The 421-nt window shown below is 71.0% G+C and carries 1 pseudogene; it reads right to left on the bottom strand.

The features are described from left to right. Nucleotides 1-421 (bottom strand): annotated as a pseudogene (locus NE591_RS12695) (translation initiation factor IF-2); the annotation flags it as partial.

The raw sequence follows: 421 nt of genomic DNA, 5'->3' as shown, positions 1-421 counted from the left end.
ATGACGTCATTGGGCTGCACGCCCAGAAGCTCGGCGAACTTGGCCACCGACGCGCCCTGCGGGATCTCCACCACGGAGTCGTCCAGCACCAGCGTCGGGTCAAGACCACGTTCGATGGCCTCGAGCTCGGCGCGCTCGCGGGCCTCGGCCTCGCGCTTCTCCTTGCGCTTCTTGCGGCGGCCCTCCCCCTCGTGGGTGTTGGCCGCGGCCACGGCGGTGCGGGCCTCGGCGAGCACCTTGTCGCGCTGCAGCTTCTCGGCCTGCACAGCCATCTGGGCATAGCGGTCCTCGCCGGCGGTCATCTGGGCCTCGAGCTCGGGCACCACCTGGTGAGCCCCGCCCTTCTTGCCCTTCTTGCCGCCGCGGGGGGCGCGGGTGTCGGCTTGGGTGCTCTTGGCCGCTTCCATGCGCTGCTTCTCGG

Source organism: Adlercreutzia sp. DFI.6.23 (assembly GCF_024462535.1).
Taxonomy (GTDB): Bacteria; Actinomycetota; Coriobacteriia; order Coriobacteriales; family Eggerthellaceae; genus Adlercreutzia; species Adlercreutzia rubneri.
This window is presented reverse-complemented; position numbering and strand designations above follow the sequence as displayed.